The sequence below is a fragment of the Amycolatopsis alba DSM 44262 genome, assembly GCF_000384215.1.
In the GTDB taxonomy this organism is placed as follows: Bacteria; Actinomycetota; Actinomycetes; order Mycobacteriales; family Pseudonocardiaceae; genus Amycolatopsis; species Amycolatopsis alba.
Map to the genome: position 1 here is coordinate 1,055,159 of NZ_KB913032.1, position 20,205 is coordinate 1,075,363.

Genomic DNA, 20,205 nt, shown 5'->3' on the forward strand with positions numbered 1-20,205 from the left:
ACCTGCGAGCTTCACGATGAACCGGAGAGATATATTAACGCACTCAACAGGAAGAAACCATTGGCAATTATTCACAACTGATCTGTGATTGTCCGCGCTGTCGGTGTAACGGCCGCCAGCAGAATGACAGCACTTGTTCCCGAATTTCCGCTTGCTTAAACTCTGATTCCAGAATGAGGTCAGGCAGCCAGCCTTCACCGCTGGGCTCGCCTGCCTGGATCTGCTTCCAAGTGCCCGGTATAAGCCGTAGGGCGTGCCTGACCTCGAGGTTGGAGGCGAAGATGACATCAAGCAAGATCGACCTCACCCGGCTGGGCGTCGACGGGATCACCATCTCCGTGACGACCGCCGCCAGCATCGAGATGACCTGGTTCAGCGACAAGATCAGTGCCCGGCTCGACGACGACCAATACGCGGCGGGAGAAGGGCCTGTCTTCGACGCCATCACCCGCCACGAGCCAATACTGTGCCCCGACCTCTCGCTGGCCAGGATTCACCGACCACGCCCTGCGGCTCGGCGTGCGCGCCGTCTTCGCCTTCCCCATGGCCCTCGGACCAACCTGCGTCGGCGCGATGATGTGCCATCGACGAAAGACCGGGCCGATGAGCGACAACCGGATAGCCGCAGCCACGGCACTCACCGATCTGCTCCAACCCGAAACCTTGGCCTGGAGTTCCGGCAGCAGCGAACCGGAGAAACCCCCGTTTCACCGGGCGGTGGTGCATCAAGCCGCCGGGATCCTGTGCGGCCGCCACGCCACCCCGGTCGACGACGCTCTCGTCCGTCTCAAGGCCTACGCCTTCAGCCACCAGCGAGCGATCATCGATGTCGCCCGCGACGTCATCACTGGCCGTCTGCGCCTACCCCAGGACGCCACCTGACCACAACGCCGTTCCCGGGGCGAGCAGCATCGCCGGAGCGATCCAGTATCGGCACCTGAGCATCCACATGTTCGAGGGCAACGCCGGCACCACCGACTCCGGCTTCCGGGCGTGACATCGGTAATAAGGGTCAAACCCACCGCATCGACGAACTCCACCGCGTCACGACAAGCCGCGCACACACTCTCCAGCCCCTCAGCGATCGCCACCTGCTTCTGGAGTTCGTCCCTGCACCTGCCTTCGAATGCGAAGTCGGCGACAGCCGACGGGCAGACGGGGGCGTCTGGGGCCAAGGGCCAGATCCTTCGCCAGGCCGCGTTGCCGTCGACGAGCACGACCTGGTCCAGGATGCCGCCGTCGTCGGCCAGGTTCCGCGCGTCGTGCCCGCTAACGCGAACTTGGCGATAGCGTCTTCCCTCGCCGAGCTATTGAATTTGATTCAATAGCCAAACGGGATCCGTTAGAAGTAGCTGCTTCATCCGAAAACGCACCGCTGGTCCGCGCACGATCTGTCCACACTGGACTCCGTCCCCTACGTGGGGCGCTACCACCCGGCCAGTCGTCATCTCTGGGTCGCCACCGGGTTCGGGCAATGGGGCATGACCGGCGGCACCGCCGCGGGACTGCTGCTGGCCGATCTCCTGACCGGCCGGGACAATCCGTCCGCGGGTCTGTACGACCCGAACCGATTCGACCTCCGCTCCGCGCTCTCCACCGTGGAGAACAACGTCACCGTGGCCAAGTTCCTGATCGGCGACCACCTCAGCGCGATACGGAAACCCGCTTCCCCGGACGTGCTCGCGCCCGGCGAGGCCAAGGTGACCCGCGACGGTGGCGAACTCGTCGCCGCCTACCGCGACGAGAGCGGAGAACTGCACACGGTCGGCGCCCATTGCACCCATCTCGGCTGCCTGGTGGCGTTCAACAACGCCGAAAAAACCTGGGATTGCCCCTGCCACGGTTCGAGGTTCGGCCTCGACGGCTCGGTGATCCAAGGACCGGCCGTGCGCGCGCTGCCCAAGAAGGGTACCCGGTGACAGCCGGGATCGTGGTCGAGGAGGAGTTCCTCCTGGTCGATCCGAGAACCGGGGTGAGCTGCCCACGTGCCGAGGCGGTGGTCGCGCGGCACCGGGTCTGCTGCCCGCTACCGGACGGCGCCGCCGTGCGTCACGAGCTGCGGCCGACGCAGATCGAGTCCGTCTCGGGCTTCTGCGGCACGGTCGGCGAGTTATACGAGCACCTGACCGCCGGGCGGCGTTCGATCGCCGAGGCGGCGTCCGGGGAGGACTGCGCCATCATCGCCTCAGGCACTCCTTTGCGGCACGCAGGCGTCGCCAAGTCCTACGAAGCTTGCGGATGTCGCGTGCACGTCGAGGTGTCCGACCGGGAGACCGCGGTCGCCGTCGTGAACCACGTGTCCGAATGGCTGCCGATCCTGCTGGCGCTCTCGGCGAACTCCCCGTTCGACGGCGGTCTCGACACCGGATACGAGAGCTGGCGGATGGTGGAGCAGAGCCGTTTCTCCGGCTCCGGTCTTCCACCCCATTTCGCCGACGCCGCCGACTACGACCGGCAGGTCGATCGCCTGGTGGACTGTGGCGTCCTGCTCGACGGGGATCAGGCATTCTGGCTCGCCGGGCCGTCTTCGCGCGGGTCGGCGGTCGAGGTCCGCGCGGCCGACACCGCGTCCACCGTGGACGAGGCCATCCTGCAAGGACTCCTCACCCGCGCGCTGGTGCTCACCGCGCTCGACGACCTCAACCACGGCGTGGAGGCCGCGCCCATGGATCCGCAGGTCGCGGGCGCCGCCGTCTGGACAGCCGCCCGGTACGGGCTCACCGGCCCCGCCGTCGACCCGGTCGCGGGCAAACCCGTGAACGCCAATGACCGGATGGCCGCGCTGCTGGGGCATGTCCGGCAGGCGCTCGAGGACACCGGCGACGGCGATCTCGTGCGCTCACTGCTCGATCAGCTGGAGCACGAAGGCACCGGCGCCGAACGGCAACGGCGGGCGGCGGCCGACGGCGAGGTCGCAGTGTTGCGGATGCTGACCGAGGAAACGGTTCCGCACCCGTAGATCGGGTACTCCGCGATCATGACGACGATCGACCGCGCGGTGGCAGCGACGCTGCCCAAAATCCGCGGCCCGCTCTCGGCCGCTGTTGTGGACACCCTGACGGGCGGCCGCCACGACGACTTCGACCTGGACGCCGCGCTCGACGCCGACCCGTTCGGCGAAGACCTCCAGCTGGCCCTGCACGTCTGCTACGAACTCCACTACCAGGGTTTCACGGGCGTGGACGACGGCTGGGAGTGGGACACGCGCTTGCTCGGCTTCCGTGCCGCGCTGGAACGGACGTTCCTCGACGGGCTTCGCGGCGCCGTACCCGGAGGGGACGACGTCGAGACTCTGCTCGACGAAATGCTGATCGAACCCGTCGATGGCGAAGGCGTCTCGCACTTCCTACGCGACGAAGGCGAATGGTGGCACGTCGAGGAGTTCTTCGCCCATCGGTCGATCTACCACCTCAAGGAAAGCGATCCGCACGCGTGGGTGATCCCGCGGCTGCGCGGCCGGGCCAAGGCCGCGCTGGTGGCCGTCGAGTTCGACGAATTCGGCGGCGGACGAGCCGAACAGGCCCATTCACAGCTGTTCGCCGACCTGCTGACCGGAGCCGGTCTTTCACCGGGCTACCTCGCCTACCTCGACCACGTCCCCGCTTGCACACTCGCGACGGTGAACATGATGTCGCTGTTCGGCCTGCACCGCGGTCTCCGAGGCGCTCTCGTCGGGCATTTCGCCAGTGCCGAGATCACCACCGCGCCGTCGGCCCGGCGGATGGACGAGGCACTGCGACGCCTGGGCGGGGCGGCCGAATGCCGGTACTTCTACACCGAGCACATCGAGGCCGACGCCGTGCACGAGCAGGTGCTGCGGCACGACGTCGTCGGCGATCTGCTGGAACGGGAGCCGGAGCTCGCCGCGGACGTCGCGCTGGGCATCCAGGCCACCGACCTGCTGGAAAACCGGCTGACCGAGCACCTGCTCGGCGCCTGGTCGGCCGGTGAGACCTCACTCCTCAGGCCGTTGCACCCCTTGCCGTGACCGTCGGCGCCGAAGAGTTTCGCGGCGGCGATCTTCTCTGGTTTCGACCGGCCGAGGTGGGGTATCAGGAGGCGAACAGGAAAAAGACCAGCCCCCAGGGAGGCGCTTGATGAGCACTGTCACCAAGTCCGTCGACGTCGAGGCGCCGGTCAGCGACGTCTACAACCAATGGACCCAGTTCACCGATTTCCCCCGCTTCATGGAAGGCGTGGACCGGGTGGAGCAGCGCGACGACACGCATACTCATTGGGCGATCACCGTGGGCGGCGTTTCCCGCGAATTCGACGCCACCATCACCGAGCAGCACCCGGACGAACGGGTCGCGTGGAAATCCGACGACGGTCCGAATCACGCCGGTGTGGTGACCGTGCATCGCCTTGACGAGCACCGCACGCGGGTCACCGTCCAGATGGACATCGATCCCGAGGGGTTCGTGGAGAACGTCGGCGACAAACTCGGCATCCTCGACCGCCGCGTCCAAGGTGACCTCGACCGGTTCAAGACTTTTCTCGAACACCGCGACGGTGCCGAGGCCGGGGCATGGCGTGGTGACGTCCAGCGCCCTGACCAGTCCTAGTCCTTTTCAGACCACCTCACCACGCCAGGGTCGTTGCCCGACCACGAGGTGAGGAGGACGGCCGGTTCTCCCGGACCCTGGCCGTTTGCACACGATGAAGTGGCCGGCTCCCGCCCATGGAGCCGGCCACTTCATCGTGTGACTTCCCTCGCCACGACCCCTGCGGCGAATCGGCTCGGTTCTCCGCCCGATCCCGCGGCGTCAGCGACCGGAGGGTGCGTTACTGAGGTCGACGACGCAGAAACGGTTCCCGTCCGGGTCGGCGAGAACCACGAAGTCGGGTTCGGGCGGATAGCGGTCCCAGCCGACGTCTCTGGCTCCGAGGTCCTTGAGTCGGGCGACTTCGGCTTCTTGTTCGGCCGCGCTGTCCACGAGAAGGTCGAGATGCAGCCGCGGATACGGCTCGATCGGCGAGGTGCTCGCCATCAGCCCCAGCACACGGGAGCCGTCAGCACCGATCAGTGTCCGCCAGCCTTCGCTCGCCCACTCGTCACTGACGACGAGGTTCAGAGCCGCGGTCCAGAACTCCACCGCACGCGGCACGTCGGACACACCGACCACCGGGAACCCGAGTCTGAGCATCTCGACAGGCTAACCCTGCTCCGGGCCGCCGTGGTTAGAGCATCGCAGCCGCGGGTAGTCGTCTCCTGTGACCGACTCCTCCATCGCCGTCCTCGACATCGACGGCACACTCATCGACTCCAACTACCAGCACGCGCTCGCCTGGTATCGCGCGCTGCGCCGAGTCGGCGAGATCTATCCGGTGTGGCGGCTGCACCGGCTGATCGGCATGGGCGGGGACCAGTTGCTCACCGCTCTCGGCGGTGACGATCTCGAACGACGGGTCGGTGACCGCACGCGGGAACTACAGGGCGAGGAAACCGACGCACTGCTCGAGGAAATGTCGCTGCTGCCCGGCGCCCGCGACCTGCTGCTCGCGATCAAGGAACGTGGCCACCGGCTCGTCCTGGCCAGCTCCGGACAGCAACGCCACGTCGACGTCTACCTGGACAAACTCGACGCCCGCGACATCGTCGACGACTGGACCACCAGCGCCGACGTCGACGCCTCCAAGCCGGCACCCGATCTGCTTCACACGGCCCTGCGGAAGATCGGCGCGTCGCCCGGCGCGCCCGCCGTCATGATCGGCGACTCCGTCTGGGACGTCGAGGCCGCACGAAAAGCCGGGATGCCGGCTATCGTCGTCCGCTCCGGAGGCTTCGGGGACGACGAACTCCTCGAAGCCGGCGCCGCCGCGCTCTACGACACACCCGCCGACCTCACGAAAGCCTTGGAACAGACGCCGCTCGCGTGAAACTTCACAGCTCGGGCGACCATCCGCCGGCTGCCTTGGTCAGGTGTCACGGTGCGTCGAATTCGAACCGCAGGCCTTCGACGCACCGGTCGTACTTCTCCTCCAGCTCGCGCACACTCTGCGCTGCGACGAGGATCTGAGCCAGCTCGTAGCTGTAACTGTCCTGCTCGGGCAAGTCCGACAGGCGCTCGCCCGCCTTCGGGACGACGTCGATCACCGTTCCGGCGAGTTCACGCTCCAGCGCGGCGATCTCAGTCTCGGTCGGCACACGGGTGACGGGCGCGTCGCCGGAGAAACTGCGCAGGTAAAACGCCCGGCGATCCGGTACTCACCGTTGCCGCCACGGGGTTCGGGACGCTCGCCGAGCCCGAGCCGGACCATCAGATCGTGGTTGGCCACGCCGTCGACGAACTCGAACAGCTCCGCGTGTGCCTGCGAGTGCCTCGGGTTGATCTCCAGCAGACCCAGCTTGCCCGATTCGGGATCGTAGAAGAACTCGATACTGAATGTGGCGTTGTCGAAACCTATCCGCGTCATCACCCGCTCGGCGACGTCACGCATCCGCTCGATGACATCTTCAGGGAGCTGCGAGGGATACTGGTGTCTCAGAAACGAGGAGTGGCCCGGATAGTCGACCAAGTCCAGGGCCGCGTATACCACCACTTGTCCTTTGTGGACATACCCTTCGACCGCCGCCTGGACACCACGCAGCTCTTCCTCGGCGAGACAGGCCGCGCCGCCGACTTCGGCGATCTCCGGAGGCAGGTCGACCTTGCTCAGCACGTGGTCGAACGGATCCCCCACCCTGCCGATGCCTTCGCGAAGCTCGGCTACCGCGGCGGCCAGATCGTGCTCGTCCGCGACATGGAAGGCCAGTTCGGACGAAAACGACTTCACCGGCTTCAGCTACATCGGGAATCCCACGCCCTCCGGCGCGGCAGGCCGGTCGGCTTCGAGGTCGACGATGCCGAAGTTCGGGATTTCGTCGGCCACCTCGCGCTGCTCTATCCGGCTCCAATACTTGTGCTCGCACTTGAGGACGGCTTCCAGCGGGACGTGCGGCAGACCATGCCGTTCGGCGAGCAACGGCACCATCGTCGCGGCCGGGAATCCCAATACCCCACGATGGCGTCGATCTCACCCTTGAACGCGTCGAGTTGTTTCTGTGCCTTGCCCACAAGGGCGACGATGTCGATCTCGCCGTGTTGCAGCTCTTCCGGGGTGAGCAGGCCGTGAAAGGCGTACCGCTCGGCATCCGGCAGCCGCTCCAGTACACGCGCGTTCTCCTCGTCATGACCGATCACGAAGATGTTCTTCTTCATGAAGACCGTTTTCCCTTTAAACCGCACCGAAAACGGTCCAGATGGCCTAGCGGGCTCGCGCACCCAGGCGGCGATGGGTGTTTGAACCCGGCCGAGGCAGGCTATCGAAGAGTCATGTTCGAAGGCTTCAAGCTCGAAAACGTCGATGTCGGCGAAGTGACCTTCAGGGTCCGTCACGGCGGGTCGGGGCCTCCTCTCGTTCTCCTGCAAGGACATCCCCGCACGCACACCACCTGGTACGACGTCGCGCCGCGGCTCGCGGACGTGTTCACCGTCGTCTGCCCGGATCTTCCTGGCTACGGCCAGTCCTCGAAACCCGAGACCACCGAAGACCACTCCGCCCACTCAAAGCGAGCCATGGCCCGGCACGTCGTCGCGCTAATGCGGCACCTCGGCCACGAACGGTTCGCCGTCGCCGGGCACGACCGCGGCAGCTATGTCGCGCACCGGCTGGCGATGGATCACCCTGAGGCAGTCACCAGACTGGTCGTCCTCGACGGCGTGCCGATCGGCGAGGCGCTCGCCCGTGCCGACGCGAACTTCGCCCGGAAATGGTGGCACTGGTTCTTCTTCGGCCAGCTCGCGAAGCCCGCCGAGCGCGTGATCAACGCCGATCCGGACGCCTGGTACGGCGGCGATCCCGAGGCGATGGGCGCGGAGAACCACGCCGACTTCCTGCGCGCGATCCACGATCCCGAGACTGTCCACGCGATGCTCGAGGACTACCGCGCCGGGCTCGGGCCCGATCGCGAAGCCGACGACGCCGACAAGGCGGCTGGGCGGAAGCTCGGCTGTCCCCTGCTCATGCTCTGGTCCAGCCGCGACGACATGACCGACCTGTACGGCGACCCGATCGCGGTGTGGCGCGAATGGGCCGAAGACGTCCGGGGCTTCGCCATCGAGTCCTGTCACCACATGGCCGAGGACAACCCGGCCGACCTCGCGGCAGCCCTGCGGACGTTCTTGGCGTAGATGACAGTGAGACCTCACTCCTCAGGCCGTTGCGCCGCTTGCCGTGACCGGCGGCGGTGGCTGGCGTCGCAGAGCGGGTAGCGCTTGCTGCGGCGGCAGGCGCAGAGGGCGACCACGAACCGATCGGATGTCACCGTTTCGCCGTCGGGCATGACGATTTCGACGGGCCCCTCTACCAGGAGTGGCCCGCCCGGATCGATCCGCACCCGTGTCCTACGCCCGGTGGCCGCGGCGGACGGTATCGCTGGATCGGTGCACACGGTCATGAGGTCTCCGATACTCGGTGGATGTTCACGGCTACCCCGGTCGCGCGGTATCAAACTTCCACTGTGACCGATAGAAAAGCGGTGGCACGCCAAGGATTGGTGCGGCTTCGAACGGGTAGTCGGAGACATGACGAACAACGACGAAAAGGCCAGCGGCACGGGCGACGCCGAGCGGAAGATGGAGCCATCCGAACGCGAGGAGATCCGTGGCGAGCAAGGGACATCCTCAGGCGACCCGCACGACGACACTGACCCGCAGTCCGGCTGAGGACTCACAACCACCGAACCCGGCCAGACCTTCCGCGCACTCGCCGTTCAAAGCAGATCCAGGGCCCTGAGGACGAAGAAGCCCGCGACGCCCACGACGAGAATCGCGATCACGATAAGCGTGACGACGGCGGGCTTGCGCGAAGGGATCGGCTGCGGATGTGACAGGCCCGAGGTCTGCCCGGCGTCCGGCGGGGTGTCGCCGGGAGGAACGGAACCTCCGGGTTCCAAGCCTGGCGCGTCCTCTGGCTCTGGTCCGGGTGTGGTCATGTCTTCACCGTGACAGACTCACCGAGTCCCGGCAGCGCGGCAAAATCGGGGTTTGAACCGGCCTGTCACGGGTCATTCTGCGCTCGGACGGGCGATTCCCGTTGCCGCGTCAAGCAGTCGGCGCCGCGTTGCGACGAGACGAACAAGGGGCGAACGGCATGGAATCCGAGTTCGGTGAAGTGGCCCTCCGGGGGTTGCACCGGTACGTACGGCTCGTGATCGAAGAACTGAGGCTGAGTGGAAACGCCTACTACGCTCAGCTCGACCCGACGGCGGGGGCCTACATCGCCCTGGACCGGCGGCTCCCCGGCCACCCCGGCTGTGACGTCGCCTTGGTGTGGAACGAACGCACAGGTTGGGCCCTCGCTCTCGAGACCGACAGCCGGGAGGACCTGGTCGTGGTCGAACGCCTTGGTGCCGAGGTCCTCCCTTCGCCACGGGTAGTGGCCGCGTACACGCGAGACGCCTACGCGGGGGAACCCATGGGAGACAAGGACGATTCCCCGTTCCCGGTTTGCGCTGACCTCGCCGACCGCCTGGCCGGCTACGCCGCCGCTCTTCCGGCCTAGCCCAGTTCCCGGACCGCCTCCACCAGCAGCGGATACACCGGAACGCGCGGGTGGAGGTCGAACAACCGCATGACGCGCAGGATCTGCGCGGAATCCGTCACCAAGCCGATCCGGCGGCTCTCCGCCGCCGCCCTGGTCGCCGCGATCTTCAAGACCCGTAAGCCGGCGGCACCGAGAAAGGTGACCCGCGACAGGTCGAGGACCGTGGCGGCGGGCAGAGGCTGGGACAGATTGCGCTGGAGCGCGGGCGCGGTGTGCGTGTCGAGTTCGCCGGACACGTTGAGGATCAGCAGGTCGGTCGTCATGGTGTGCTCCCGGACTCGCGTCGGCGAGGTCCCGAGAGGCCGAGCGTAGAAACCCAGCTCTTTGGCGAGCGCACGGGTGGAATGACCGTCGACACGGTGGGGTGAGTAGGACGAAGTCATCGGTGGCCTCCCGGTGATCGGGACGACACGGCCGTCAAGCAGACCCGCGCTGTGCGCACGGAAGCAGAACTCGCGGATACGCGTCGCCAGGCCGCACGTCGGCCCGCGGACGGGCACTGCGGCGGACATCGGCGTCGTGGACGCGAAGCTGCGGATTGAACCCCACGCGACTCCCACCGTACGCCGGTCGTTGGATCTTCACAGAAGATGCAGGCCAAGACCGGCCAGTGGGCTTCTGAAGTACCGCGCGGCACACTGCTCGTAAACGTGGCTCGTCGACCACCATCTCGACGGGTGACCGGGACGCGGATCCGGTGGCGATTTCGTGTGTGACGTCACTCGCTGCGGGTACCAGATGGACGGTGGTCGGCTTGTTGAGCAGACAGCGGTCGGCCACCGCCGCCACTCCGCCCGGAACAGGAGGACGTCGTGACCGAGGTCAGCCGCGTCGTCGAAGTACCCCCGGAGGCAGTGTTCGCCGTACTCGCGGACGGCTGGCTTTACTCGGGCTGGGTGGTGGGCAGTTCGCACATCCGTGATGTCGACGCGGACTGGCCTGCCGCGGGCTCCCGTATCCATCACAGCGTCGGGCCGTGGCCACTGCACATCCAGGACGTCACCGTGGTGAAGGCTGTGGAACCCGGCACCTTCCTTTCGCTTGAGGCGAGGGGCTGGCCACTCGGCGCGGCGGAGGTGGGCCTCACCCTGACCCCTCACGGTGAGGGGAGGACGCGGATCCGGATGACGGAACGTATCGTGCACGGGCCAGGCAAGGTGCTGCCCGAACCCGTTCAGGCGCTCATCGCCAAACCCCGCAACGCCGAAGCTCTCGCCAGGCTCGCCGACCTGGCGACCGGGAAATACGCGAACCGGAAGAGCGCTCAGCCGTAGATCGCCCGGTTCGCCGCACCGATCACGGCCGCATAGCCCGCGCCGAGCAGACCGGCCCTGGCCAGTGCGGCGCGGGCCGCGTTGGCTCCGGGACCTCCATGGACCGCACCGCCGGGATGGGCCGCGGCGCCCGCGAGGAACAGGCGATCCACCGGGGTGTCGGCCCGGCCGAGGCCCGGCACCGGACGGAAGAACAACTGCTGGTGGATGGCCGTGGTGCCGGCGTTGATCGCGCCGCCCACCAGGCCCGGATTGTGTCCCGCCAGTTCGAGAGGGCCCTGGACGTACCGCCCCATGATCAGGTCGGTGAACCCCGGCGCGTTCCTTCCCACGGTCTTCTCGATCCGCGCGACCTGCCGGTCCAGCGCCGTCCGGTCCTCCATCAGCCCGCGGGGGACATGGGTGTAGGCCCAGGCCGATTCGGTGCCCGCTGGGGAGCGGTCCGGGTCGCTCGTCGTCATCTGGCCGAAGAGCAGGAACGGCTCCTGCGGGCTCCGTCCCCGGACCAGGTCGCCGCCGAACGCCGAGAGACCGTCCAGATCGGCGCCGAGGTGGATCGTGCCTGCCTCACGGGCGCCTTCGGCAGTCCAGGGAACCGGGCCGGAAAGCGCCCAATCCACCTTCACCGTGGCACTGTCCCATTGGAACTTGTCGAGGTCGTCGAGCAGCCGGGACGGCAGCCATTCCGGACGGACCATCTTGCCGTACAGCGTCGGGGCGGGCACATCCGCGAGCACTGCCTTGCGGGCCCGGACCAGGTCGCCCGCACCGGTGCGCACCCCCATGGCGCGGCCGCCGGCGACGAGTACTTCCGTTACCGGGCAACGGCACCGTAGCTGCCCGCCGCGGGCGACAAGCCGTCGTACCAATGCGGCGGTCAACTCTCCGGCCCCGCCGACCGGGACGGGGAAACCCTCGTCCTGACCGATCATCGCGAGGAGCCAGCCGAAGACCGCGCTCCCCGCGTTGTCCACGGAAAGGTCGCTGTGCGCGGCGTTCCCCGCCAGCAGTAGCCGCGCCCCTTCACCGGCGAAGTGTTCTTCACCGAAGCGACGCGCGGGCAAGGTGAGCATCCGGGCCAGGCGCAGCGCGTCCGCGGTGCCCGTGCGGCGCAGCAGCCGCACGGCCGGGCGAATCGGCGGAAACGGGGTGAACAACGCGTTCAGCAGAGGCTCGCGGATGTCCTGCCACTGGGCGAACAGGCTTCGCCAGGCGGCGCCGTCACCCGGCGCGAAGTCGCGGACGGATTCGGCCGTCCGTTCGATGTCTCGTGACAGCACCACGCAGCGATCGTCCGGCAAGACGTGAGCGAGCACTTCGGGCGCGTGCCGCCAGCGCAGGCCGTGGTCCTCGAGTCCCAGTCGCCGGATGGCCGGCGACACCGCGGTGAGCGGGAAGAAAGCGCTGCACAGATCGCTGTGGAAGCCAGGTTCGGTGATGTCGTCCGTCCGCACCGAGCCGCCGGGCTTCTCCGCCTGTTCCAGCACCAGAACCGACCATCCGGCGTCCGCCAGGAGGTTCGCGGCCACCAGGCCGTTGTGCCCGGCGCCGATCCCGACCGCGTCGAAGAGTTCCATGCTCACCTGTGTTCCCCGATCGTCAGGACTGGGACCGATGGCTCGGCCGGACGCGGGCGAGTGACCGGAGCCGCGGCAAGCGCCCGTCACCCCGTGGCGGGGCGAGCGGCGGACTCGCCTCACCCGCCCCGGTCCGGAGCCCGGCGACCAGGTCCGCGACCGCACTCGCGGCGTCGTATCGAGGTCGCCAGCCCAGCAAGGTCCCGGCGAGCGTCGTGTCCACCAGGGGAGCACTGTCGGCAAGATCCAGCCAGCCGGGATGCAGAGGCAGGACACCCGTGCGCCAAGCGGCGTACACGGCGGCACGGACGAGCGGCCGGGGCGCCGGGACACGAACCCCGCCGACCAGTCCGGCCAGCGCGTCGGCGTCGAGAACACCGGGCGCGGCCAGGTTGACCGCGCCGGTGAAACCGCTTTCGAGCACGAGCCGGATGGCTTCGGCGACATCGGCGCTGTGTACCGCCTGGGCCCGCAGGTCCGTCCACAGCGGAACAGGCAGCCGCCGGTCGCCGATGATCCGGGCGGGCAGGGCAGGACCGAGCAGCCAGCGCTGGAACTCCCCCGCCGCCCGTCGCTGCAGGATCGCGCACGGCCGTAACCGTGCCACCCCGACCTCCGGATGGTTCGCCTCGAACCGGTCGAGCAAGGCTTCGAGCGCGGCTTTGCCACGGCTGTACGCGCTGGTCTCGATGCCGTCGCACGGCCAGTCCTCGGCGACCTTCTCCCAACGTGGCGCGGGGGCGTAGGCGGCGACCGACGAAAGGACCACCACCCTGGGGACACCGGCCGCCACCACCGCGTCGAGCACGTGACGAGTCCCGTGGTCGTTGGAGCGCCACATCGGCGGGTCACCGCGTTCCGGGGAGATCGACCACGCCAGGTGGACGACCGCGTCCGCGCCCTCCAGCAGCACTGCCAGTTTGCTCCTGGCATCGGGTTCGCCAAGGTCCTGCGCACACCAGCTCGCCGCGCGATATCGCGCGACGGTGGTGTCGGGAAGCCTCCTGGCCACGCCGATCAGCTCGTCGTCGCCGGCTTCGAGGACGTCGAGCAGGGCGGTTCCCACATTTCCGGTGGCACCGGTGATCACGATCCGCACTCCGCTCGCGTACCCAGGCCGTCCCCGGCGGAAACCCCCGCCGCCGGACAGGGTTGACCGGGCACACAGGGGGTAGCCGCAGGGAAGCAGGCCAAGGCAGCCGGCTGATCGAGCGGTCCATGTCGAACGGAGGCATTCCGATGAACGAACAAGTGACCGGGCGGCTTCTACGAGCAACGGTGCTGGTCATCGCCCTGGTCCATCTCACACTGGGCATTCTGGGCTTCTTTTTCCTGCCGGAAGCCAATCAGCCGGGAGAAAACACGGTTTGGCTGTTCAGCGCCACCGGCATGCTGAACATCATCCGTGCCCTGATCGGTGTCCTCGGAATCGTTGCGGTACTCAAACCGTCGGCGATCTATGGCTATTGCTGGATGACTTTCTTGGCCCTCGCCGGTTTGACCGCGTTCGGCGTGTTTTCGGCGGCGACCTCGTCCGCCGGTGACGCGGTGAATTTCAACTGGGCCGACAACGTCCTTCACGCGCTGACGTCGGTCTCCGCGCTCGTGGCAGGCATCGTCCTGGCCTCCCCGTCGACGCGGAAAAACCTCGGGAGGCGGGCGGGCGTTTGAGGGACTGCCCCTGGCCGCGGCGGCCGCCGTCGTGTGAGCGACGACGACCACCCATCGGTCAGGGCCGCAGCAGCACCTTCGTCCAGCCGTCATCCCGGCGATCGAACTTCTCGTACCCTTCGGCTGCCTGCTCCAGGGACAGCTCGTGCGAGACGAGGAACGACGGGTTCGCCTTACCCGCGACGATCAGGTCGCGCAGCTGACGGTTGTACCGTTTGACCGGGGCTTGGCCGGTCCCCATGTGCTGGCCCTTCATGAAGAAACTGCCGTAGTCCCACGCGATCCGACCCTGCTTCGCCTGCTCGTTCACCGCGCCCGGATCTTCGGGCAGGTACACACCGACCACACCGATCCCGCCCGTCGACCGCACCACCTTCACCAGGTTGTCCAGCACCAGCTCCGGATGCTCCTCGCCGGTGTGGTCGTGAGCCTGGTACCCGACCGCCTCGACCCCGCAGTCCGCGCCGGTACCGCCGGTCCTGTCCATGATCTGCTCGACCGGGTCCGCTTCGGACAGGTCGATCGGGATCGTCCCGATCTTCTCGGCCATCGCCAGCCGGTCCCGCTCCTTGTCGACGACGTACACCTCCGACGCGCCCCGGATCACCGCGCTGTGCGCCGCCAGCAGACCTACTGGTCCAGCACCGAAAACCGCGACCCGGTCACCTTCGCGCATCCCAGCGAGCTCGGTGCCGTGCCAGCCGGTGGGGAAGATGTCGGAGAGCATCGTGAAGTCGTTTTCGTACTCGTCACCCGGAGGCAGATCCAGCAGATTGAAATCGGCCCACGGAACCCGCAGGTACTCCGCCTGGCCACCGTCGTAGGGACCCATGTTCGCGTAGCCGTACGCGGCGCCGTCCATCCCCTCGATCGGGTTGGCCCGCAAGCAGAACGACGTCCAGCCGCGCTCGCAGTTACGACAGGATCCGCACGCGATGTTGAACGGGATGGACACCCGGTCGCCTTCCTTGACCCTGGTGACCCCAGGCCCCACCGCCGTCACCACGCCCATGTTCTCGTGACCGAGGATCTTCCCCTCTTCGACGTTGGTGCGCCCTTCGTACATGTGCAGGTCCGAACCGCAGATGTTCGTCGTCGTGATCTTGACGATCGCGTCGGTCGTCTCCTCGATCTTCGGCTCGGGAACGTCACGCACCTCGACACTGCGCGGACCCTGATACACCACTGCCTTCATCTTCGGCTCCCTTCGCTTGCGTCGCTGTCATCGATCGGCTACCCGGTGATCAGCGCCCTACACCTCTTCTCGGCAGAAGGCGCCTGGGCATGGGGATGACGGACCGGTGTGACGGGCGTCGCTGCTTTCCTACGATCCGCGGGTTTGACGTGACGCCACCAGGGGAACAAAAGGCGAGTCCCCATCGCAGCAGCAGGTTTTCCCTGTCGCGCAAGGAAAGAGAATCACCATGATTGTGCTCGGAGTCATCATTCTCGTGGTCGGCCTGATCGTCGGCATTCCCGTGCTGACCACCATCGGCACCGTTCTCGCCGTCGCGGGTGTCGTTCTGGCAATCCTCGGCGGCACGGGCCGCAAGGTCGGTGGCCGCGCGCACTGGTTCTGATTCCCACACGTCCTGCGTCGGCCCCGGTCCATGTTTCCTTCGGACCGGGGCCGCGTTGGGCCTGCGCACCGCGGATCGGGCGCGGGCTGTAGGTACAGTGGCACCTTCGCGCCGCGTTTCTTTGGCCCCCGAATACCTCGCCCGCGACCTGCGAGAACCAAGTTTGTGCCCGGTGAGCCACGGGTATCAGCGGTTGTGACCGACGACGTGCTCACTTTCGGGGTCGAGGAAGAGTTTTTCGTGGTGGACCGGGATGGCCGTCTTTCCCCGGCGGGTGACGCCGTTGTGGAAGCCGCGGACGAGGAGGAAGGCGAACTCCAGCAGGAGCTCACCCGGTCCCAGGCCGAATCCGCCACCGACATCTGCACGACCCACGACGAAGCCGAGCGTCAGCTGACGACGCTGCGGGCCGAATTGGCCAGTACCGCCGCCCGGCGGGACTGCCGCCTGCTGCCCAGCGGCTGCGCACCACTGGCGGAGACGGCTCTGCCGACCATCACGCCGAATCCGCGGTACGAGCGGATAGCCGAGCATTTCGGGGCGACCGCGCGGACGTCGCACACCTGCGGCTGTCACGTCCACATCGCCATCCCGGACCGGGAAACCGGGATCCGGGTGATCAATCATGTCCGGCCCTTCCTGCCCGCGCTGCTGATCGTGACTGCCAACTCCGCGATCTGCGACGGATACGACACCGGGTACGCGAGCTGGCGATACCAGCAGTGGAACCGCTGGCCTTCGGCCGGTTCGCCGCCGCGGTTCGACTCGCTGGACCACTACGAAAGCATCGTCGACGGCTGGCTCCGCGCGGGCGCCATCCTCGATCGCGCGATGGTCTACTGGGACGTAAGGCTTTCCGACAAGCAGCCGACCGTAGAGTTCCGGTTCGCCGACGTCGCGGCCACTCCAGGCGAAGCGGTCCTGCTCGCGACGCTGATCCGGGGCCTGGCCGGCACGATCCTCGCTTCGGAGGGGCACCCCGCGGACCTGTCCAACGAGGTCCTGCGGGCACAGATCTGGCGTGCGTCGCGTGAAGGGCTTTCCGGGCGCTGCGCGCATTTCCGGACCGGCGACCCTGCCCCGGCGAACGACGTGCTCGACGACGTCGTCACCTTCGCCGCCGATGCTCTCGAAGAGACCGGTGACCTGGAGTTCGTCCGCGACGGCTGCACCCGGTTGAACACCGACGGCAGCGGCGCCGACCGTCAACGGGCACGGTTCGAGAAACGGCGACGCGCGGAGGACGTCGTGGACCTGCTGGCCGAGCGGCCGGGTTTCCGGGGATCTTCGTCCGGGTAGCCGGTGGGCATGGACAGGAGGACACGATGGCTCAGCCCCTGAAGGCCCTTGCACTGGTTTGCTCGCTGAAACCGTCACCCGCGCCGTCAAGCAGCGAGCTGATCGCCCGGCAACTGCTCGACAAGCTGGCCGAACACGGTGCCACCGGAGAACTCATACGCGTGGTCGACCATGACGTCAAGCCAGGTGTGGAAGCGGACATGGGCGAAGGCGACGCCTGGCCCGAGATCCACCGCAAGATCCAAGCCGCCGACATCTTGCTGATCTCGACGCCGACCTGGGTCGGCCACATGTCCAGTGTGGCCCAGCGCGTCCTGGAACGGCTAGACGCCGAACTGTCCGAAACGGACGATGAGGGCAGGCCCACGACGTTCGGAAAGGTCGGCGTCACCGCCGTCGTCGGCAACGAAGACGGCGCACACAAGATCACCGCCGATCTGTTCCAGGCCCTCAACGACACCGGTTTCACGGTGCCCGCGCAAGGCGGGACCTACTGGAACGGCGAGGCGATGAAGGGCGGTGACTACAACGACCTCGAAGAAACGCCCGAAGCGGTCGAGTCGACCAACTCGACGTTGGCGGTCAACGCCGTCCACCTCGCGAACTTGCTGCGGGACAACCAGTACCCCGCGTCATGATCGACCGCGAGGTGTAGGTGACCGGGTGGCGGGGTATCCGGCCTCCATGATCGGCAAAACCCTGGCGTTCAGCGCTTGCCTGCTGCTCGCCGGGTGCACGGGAGCGAGCGGGCAGGCGCCGGTGAAGGAGGCCGCCGGGCGCTTCATCGGCGCTGTCGCTTCGGGTGGTCAGCGCTCGGCGTGCGCCCTGCTGGCGCCCAGGACACGGGAATCCTGGAGGCCGGAAATCTGCGAACATGGTCTGGCCACCGCGAAAATTCCGGTCGGAGCCTCCGAGACGGTTTCCGTCTGGAGCGAAGAAGCTCAGGTGAAGACCGCGCGCGACACCCTCTTCCTGCACGAGTCCTCCACCGGCTGGCTGATCACCGACGCGGGGTGCCACCACCGCAACGAACAGGTCTACGACTGCGCGGTGGGCGGCCCGTGAAAGCGCGTCCGGTGTTCACCGTCTACCTCGTCTTCGTCGTGGCCGTACTCGGCTACTGCGTCATGCTGGGTCTCCTGCACCGGCGAAGGGCCGGATCATGCGACGCTTTCTTCGTGACAACGCGCTTTCGCTGGTTTTCGGGCTGCTGTTCCTGTTGAGTCTCGCGGGACAGGCGCTGTCCGGTCTGGCCGACTACAACGACGGCCGGCTCAGTCACGCCGCCGAACCCGTCGGTCTGCTCGACTACGTGACCTCCGCGGCTTTCGCCGTCGACGTCGCCGAAAACTGGCAATCGGAATACCTCCAGTTCTTCCTGTACGTGTTCGCCACCGTGTGGCTGCTGCAACGGGGCTCCCCCGAATCCAAACCCCTCGGCCGGGCAGGCCTGGAAACAGACGAGGACCAGCAGGTCGGGCGGCACGCGACGGCCGATTCGCCGAAGTGGGCGCGGGCGGGCGGGTGACGGAGGGAAATCTTCTCGATGTCACTCGGACTGGTGATGCTGGGGCTCTTCCTGCTGTCCTGGCTCGCCCAATCGATCGCCGGGATGAGCGCCTACAACGCCGAGCAGATCGTCGAATTCGGTGATCCGGTGTCGTGGTTCGGCTATCTGGCGTCCTCCGACTTCTGGAACCGCACACTCCAGAACTGGCAGTCGGAATTCCTCGCCATCGGTTCGATGGCGGTGTTCAGCGTGTACCTGCGCCAGCGCGGTTCCCCCGAATCGAAACCCGTCGGCGCGCCGCATGAGGCCACTGACGAATCCGGGTGATTGAACGGCCGGATGCGGGTACTCGGTGGAGGTCGGACTGACGACCACGGACAGGAGTTGTCCATGACCACCACCACGAAACACGACCTCGTCTCGGTGATCACCGAGGATCACCGCGCTTTCGAACGGATCTTCAAGGAACTCGAGTCCGGCAAGGGCGGTGATCGGCACCGCAAGGACCTCGCGGATCACGTGATCGCCGAACTCGTCCGGCATTCGGTCGCGGAGGAACAGCACATGTATCCCGCCGCGCGAAAGCACATCCCGGACGGGGATGACGTCGTCGGGCACGAACTCGAGGAGCACGCCGAAGCCGAACGGGTGATGAACGAGCTCATCGGCCTGGAACCCAAGGACAAGCGGTTCGACGAACTCGTCGCCAAGCTGATCGAGGATGTCCGGCACCACATCGAGGAAGAAGAGAGCGACCTGCTGCCGAAGCTGCAGGCTGCCTGTTCCCCGGAAGATCTGCGGGAGCTGGGCGAGAAGGTGTTGCGGGCCAAGGAGATCGCGCCGACCCGTCCGCATCCCGCCGCTCCGGACCAGCCGCCCGCCAACCGGATTCTGGGGCCGGGGACGGCGTTCATCGACAAGATCCGGGACGCGCTGGAAGACCGTACTACCTGATCTCGTGTGAAGGCCCCCTTCCCTCGGCTGAGGGAAGGGGGCCTTCACGCGCTAGTGCTCACAGCTCGGCGGGAGCATCCCGGACGGAGGATTCGGGCAGCTCGCCGGTGAGCGTGAAGTCCACCCGCCGGGCGACGGAGACGACCTGGTCGGCGAAGCGCTCGTAGAACCGCGCCAGCAGCGCCACCGAGATCGCGGGCCCGACGCCGTCCGTCCACTCCGGACAGGTGACCAGCGTCATCAGCTCCTCGTACAGAGCGTCGACGCGCTCATCGGTCCGGGCCAGCGAGTGGAACACCTCGCCCGCCGGTCCCTCGACCGCGTCACCGAGATCTTCCGCCATCGAGCACACCAGGCCTGCCATCTCACCGAAATGCCCGCTGAGCCGGCCGGGAACGGCGAATTCGGGCTCTCGCGCCGCCTGATCGGCGATGTGCTGGGCCAGGTCGCCCATCCGTTCCAGCCGGTCGGCGCAGAACACCGCCGCGAGCACGGTCCGCAGGTCTCCGGCGACCGGCGCTTGCAGGGCGAGCAGCTTCTGCGCGGTCTCCTCACATTCGGTTCGCGCCGCGTTCAGCTTCGCCTCGACCATCGCCAGCTCGACGGCTGCCTCGCCGTCGCGGTCGAGAAAGACCCGGTTGGCAAGGCGTAACTCTTCACCAGCCATGCCGCACATGGCTGACAGAAGATCGCCGAGAACACTCAGTTCACCGTGGAATCGTTCCCTCATAGGCGCACCTCCGGGGCCACGA

24 protein-coding genes and 3 pseudogenes are annotated in these 20,205 nt (G+C 67.2%); 17 read left to right on the plus strand and 10 right to left on the minus strand.

What is annotated here, in order from left to right:
• Positions 1–67 precede the first annotated feature (67 nt).
• Positions 68–445: a hypothetical protein gene (locus AMYAL_RS0104725; RefSeq protein ID WP_039793801.1), complete on the minus strand. Its 378-nt coding sequence runs from the start codon at positions 443–445 to the stop codon at positions 68–70.
• A gap of 158 nt (positions 446–603) precedes the next feature.
• Between AMYAL_RS0104725 and AMYAL_RS0104730 the strand changes: the two genes are divergently transcribed.
• The 5 genes and pseudogenes from AMYAL_RS0104730 (at position 604) to AMYAL_RS0104750 (ending at position 4,565) form a co-directional block, all read left to right on the plus strand.
• Positions 604–882, plus strand: a complete 279-nt coding sequence (locus tag AMYAL_RS0104730; RefSeq protein ID WP_020630161.1) for an ANTAR domain-containing protein — start codon at positions 604–606, stop codon at positions 880–882.
• A 473-nt stretch (positions 883–1,355) separates the two neighbouring features.
• Positions 1,356–1,919, plus strand: a pseudogene (locus tag AMYAL_RS45680) (FAD-dependent oxidoreductase); the annotation flags it as partial.
• The gene (locus AMYAL_RS0104740) at positions 1,916–2,959 is read left to right on the plus strand and encodes a carboxylate-amine ligase (protein ID WP_020630163.1); all 1,044 of its coding nucleotides are present in this window, start codon (positions 1,916–1,918) and stop codon (positions 2,957–2,959) included. The pseudogene AMYAL_RS45680 and the gene AMYAL_RS0104740, both read left to right, overlap by 4 nt.
• A gap of 18 nt (positions 2,960–2,977) precedes the next feature.
• Positions 2,978–3,988 (plus strand): iron-containing redox enzyme family protein, encoded by a 1,011-nt coding sequence (locus AMYAL_RS0104745; protein WP_020630164.1) that lies wholly within the window; start codon positions 2,978–2,980, stop codon positions 3,986–3,988.
• A gap of 109 nt (positions 3,989–4,097) precedes the next feature.
• A complete protein-coding gene (locus AMYAL_RS0104750) occupies positions 4,098–4,565 on the plus strand; it encodes an SRPBCC family protein (RefSeq protein WP_020630165.1) in 468 nt (155 codons plus the stop codon).
• A 201-nt stretch (positions 4,566–4,766) separates the two neighbouring features.
• Here AMYAL_RS0104750 and AMYAL_RS0104755 read toward each other — a convergent pair whose 3' ends face one another.
• The gene (locus tag AMYAL_RS0104755; RefSeq protein WP_020630166.1) at positions 4,767–5,147 is read right to left on the minus strand and encodes a VOC family protein; all 381 of its coding nucleotides are present in this window, start codon (positions 5,145–5,147) and stop codon (positions 4,767–4,769) included.
• A 67-nt stretch (positions 5,148–5,214) separates the two neighbouring features.
• Here AMYAL_RS0104755 and AMYAL_RS0104760 point away from each other — a divergent pair, with 67 nt between their 5' ends.
• Positions 5,215–5,880: an HAD family hydrolase gene (locus tag AMYAL_RS0104760; protein ID WP_020630167.1), complete on the plus strand. Its 666-nt coding sequence runs from the start codon at positions 5,215–5,217 to the stop codon at positions 5,878–5,880.
• Between the two features lie 46 nt (positions 5,881–5,926).
• Here AMYAL_RS0104760 and AMYAL_RS45685 read toward each other — a convergent pair.
• Positions 5,927–7,202, minus strand: a pseudogene (locus AMYAL_RS45685) (ATP-grasp domain-containing protein).
• 114 nt (positions 7,203–7,316) lie between these two features.
• On the opposite strand from AMYAL_RS45685, the gene AMYAL_RS0104770 reads away from it, so the two are divergent.
• Positions 7,317–8,174, plus strand: coding sequence for an alpha/beta fold hydrolase (locus tag AMYAL_RS0104770; protein ID WP_020630171.1), 858 nt, complete (start codon positions 7,317–7,319; stop codon positions 8,172–8,174).
• A gap of 14 nt (positions 8,175–8,188) precedes the next feature.
• Here AMYAL_RS0104770 and AMYAL_RS48315 read toward each other — a convergent pair whose 3' ends face one another.
• Positions 8,189–8,440 (minus strand): CDGSH iron-sulfur domain-containing protein, encoded by a 252-nt coding sequence (locus AMYAL_RS48315; RefSeq protein WP_084702088.1) that lies wholly within the window; start codon positions 8,438–8,440, stop codon positions 8,189–8,191.
• Between the two features lie 127 nt (positions 8,441–8,567).
• On the opposite strand from AMYAL_RS48315, the gene AMYAL_RS49190 reads away from it, so the two are divergent.
• On the plus strand, positions 8,568–8,708 hold the full coding sequence (locus AMYAL_RS49190; RefSeq protein ID WP_020630172.1) for a hypothetical protein: 141 nt from the start codon (positions 8,568–8,570) through the stop codon (positions 8,706–8,708).
• Positions 8,709–8,755: 47 nt separating this feature from the next.
• On the opposite strand, the gene AMYAL_RS0104780 is transcribed toward AMYAL_RS49190, so the two are convergent.
• Positions 8,756–8,977, minus strand: a complete 222-nt coding sequence (locus AMYAL_RS0104780) for a DUF6480 family protein (RefSeq protein ID WP_026466752.1) — start codon at positions 8,975–8,977, stop codon at positions 8,756–8,758.
• 158 nt (positions 8,978–9,135) lie between these two features.
• Here AMYAL_RS0104780 and AMYAL_RS0104785 point away from each other — a divergent pair, with 158 nt between their 5' ends.
• Positions 9,136–9,546, plus strand: a complete 411-nt coding sequence (locus AMYAL_RS0104785; RefSeq protein ID WP_020630174.1) for a DUF6292 family protein — start codon at positions 9,136–9,138, stop codon at positions 9,544–9,546.
• Here AMYAL_RS0104785 and AMYAL_RS49820 read toward each other — a convergent pair.
• Complete coding sequence (locus AMYAL_RS49820; protein WP_167336143.1) at positions 9,543–9,851, minus strand: STAS domain-containing protein; 309 nt, start codon at positions 9,849–9,851, stop codon at positions 9,543–9,545. The two genes, AMYAL_RS0104785 and AMYAL_RS49820, sit on opposite strands and share 4 nt — an antisense overlap.
• A gap of 549 nt (positions 9,852–10,400) precedes the next feature.
• Here AMYAL_RS49820 and AMYAL_RS0104795 point away from each other — a divergent pair.
• Entirely contained in the window at positions 10,401–10,862 is a 462-nt protein-coding gene (locus tag AMYAL_RS0104795) for an SRPBCC family protein (RefSeq protein ID WP_020630176.1), read from the plus strand.
• On the opposite strand, the gene AMYAL_RS0104800 is transcribed toward AMYAL_RS0104795, so the two are convergent.
• Together AMYAL_RS0104800 and AMYAL_RS0104805 are read right to left on the minus strand one after the other, a co-directional pair.
• Positions 10,853–12,439: a phytoene desaturase family protein gene (locus tag AMYAL_RS0104800; RefSeq protein WP_020630177.1), complete on the minus strand. Its 1,587-nt coding sequence runs from the start codon at positions 12,437–12,439 to the stop codon at positions 10,853–10,855. The genes AMYAL_RS0104795 and AMYAL_RS0104800 overlap by 10 nt on opposite strands.
• 22 nt (positions 12,440–12,461) lie before the next feature.
• On the minus strand, positions 12,462–13,538 hold the full coding sequence (locus AMYAL_RS0104805; RefSeq protein ID WP_020630178.1) for an NAD-dependent epimerase/dehydratase family protein: 1,077 nt from the start codon (positions 13,536–13,538) through the stop codon (positions 12,462–12,464).
• 140 nt (positions 13,539–13,678) lie between these two features.
• Here AMYAL_RS0104805 and AMYAL_RS0104810 point away from each other — a divergent pair, with 140 nt between their 5' ends.
• A complete protein-coding gene (locus tag AMYAL_RS0104810) occupies positions 13,679–14,110 on the plus strand; it encodes a DUF4383 domain-containing protein (RefSeq protein WP_039795286.1) in 432 nt (143 codons plus the stop codon).
• A gap of 58 nt (positions 14,111–14,168) precedes the next feature.
• Here the strand turns inward: AMYAL_RS0104810 and AMYAL_RS0104815 are convergent, their stop codons facing one another.
• Positions 14,169–15,305: a glutathione-independent formaldehyde dehydrogenase gene (locus AMYAL_RS0104815; RefSeq protein ID WP_026466754.1), complete on the minus strand. Its 1,137-nt coding sequence runs from the start codon at positions 15,303–15,305 to the stop codon at positions 14,169–14,171.
• A 229-nt stretch (positions 15,306–15,534) separates the two neighbouring features.
• Here AMYAL_RS0104815 and AMYAL_RS49195 point away from each other — a divergent pair, with 229 nt between their 5' ends.
• The 6 genes and pseudogenes from AMYAL_RS49195 (at position 15,535) to AMYAL_RS0104845 (ending at position 19,453) form a co-directional block, all read left to right on the plus strand.
• Positions 15,535–15,690: a hypothetical protein gene (locus AMYAL_RS49195; protein WP_020630181.1), complete on the plus strand. Its 156-nt coding sequence runs from the start codon at positions 15,535–15,537 to the stop codon at positions 15,688–15,690.
• Positions 15,691–15,885: 195 nt separating this feature from the next.
• Positions 15,886–16,989 (plus strand): carboxylate-amine ligase, encoded by a 1,104-nt coding sequence (locus AMYAL_RS0104825; protein WP_020630182.1) that lies wholly within the window; start codon positions 15,886–15,888, stop codon positions 16,987–16,989.
• A gap of 26 nt (positions 16,990–17,015) precedes the next feature.
• Positions 17,016–17,627 carry a flavodoxin family protein gene (locus tag AMYAL_RS0104830; protein WP_020630183.1) on the plus strand — a complete coding sequence of 204 codons (612 nt, stop codon included), beginning with the start codon at positions 17,016–17,018 and terminating at the stop codon, positions 17,625–17,627.
• Between the two features lie 46 nt (positions 17,628–17,673).
• Positions 17,674–18,054, plus strand: a complete 381-nt coding sequence (locus AMYAL_RS0104835) for a hypothetical protein (protein WP_020630184.1) — start codon at positions 17,674–17,676, stop codon at positions 18,052–18,054.
• Between the two features lie 97 nt (positions 18,055–18,151).
• Positions 18,152–18,826, plus strand: a pseudogene (locus tag AMYAL_RS50935) (DUF6766 family protein).
• A gap of 63 nt (positions 18,827–18,889) precedes the next feature.
• Positions 18,890–19,453: a hemerythrin domain-containing protein gene (locus AMYAL_RS0104845; RefSeq protein ID WP_020630187.1), complete on the plus strand. Its 564-nt coding sequence runs from the start codon at positions 18,890–18,892 to the stop codon at positions 19,451–19,453.
• Positions 19,454–19,511: 58 nt separating this feature from the next.
• Here AMYAL_RS0104845 and AMYAL_RS0104850 read toward each other — a convergent pair whose 3' ends face one another.
• Positions 19,512–20,183 carry a phosphate signaling complex PhoU family protein gene (locus AMYAL_RS0104850; protein WP_020630188.1) on the minus strand — a complete coding sequence of 224 codons (672 nt, stop codon included), beginning with the start codon at positions 20,181–20,183 and terminating at the stop codon, positions 19,512–19,514.
• Positions 20,184–20,205 lie beyond the last annotated feature (22 nt).